The organism is Halomonas sp. B23F22_20, assembly GCF_043496985.1.
Taxonomy (GTDB): Bacteria; Pseudomonadota; Gammaproteobacteria; order Pseudomonadales; family Halomonadaceae; genus Halomonas.
The window spans coordinates 1-500 of the sequence record NZ_JBIEKH010000164.1 but is presented as its reverse complement, the minus strand read 5'-3'; the positions used below and the strand labels follow the sequence as shown (position 1 = coordinate 500).

Sequence of the window (500 nt, the reverse complement as noted above, 5' to 3'; positions counted from 1 at the left end):
AAAAAGACCGCATATAAAATATGCGACCTCGAAAACATTTATTACTCTCATTATACCACAAAAGGAGTGTAAAAGAACTGAAAACTCGTGAATTTGCGATTCCCCATTGCTATCTTTGGATGACTAAAGATTACAAAGGGGGAGGTCGATTGTTTAGAGAGTATGTAAAGGGCTATATCAAAAGCTCACACCCAGGTTGGAAGTTAATCACAATCAGAGGCATGAAAGCATTGTGCCAAAAAGAGACGACGGATTAGATACTGCAAATAAGGAGGAAAGAGATTGAAAAACACCTATTACTTTTCGCATGACGGAAATGCGAGAAACGATCCCAAAATCCTTTCTATGAGAAGCGTATATGGATCCGAAGGGTATGGCTGGTATTGGATCATTATTGAAATGCTTCGCGAACAAGAAGATTACAAGATCAAGATAAACAAATACACATGGAATGCATTAGCAATGCAAATGCAATTCGATGCAGATGCGGCGGCAAACCT

The 500-nt window shown here is 39.0% G+C and carries 1 protein-coding gene; it reads left to right on the top strand.

Features of this window, described 5'->3' with window-relative positions:
* Window positions 1-282: 282 nt before the first annotated feature.
* Window positions 283-500, top strand: a 218-nt coding sequence (locus tag ACGTN6_RS21130) for a Lin1244/Lin1753 domain-containing protein (protein WP_394595084.1), incomplete at its 3' end; no start/stop codon positions are given.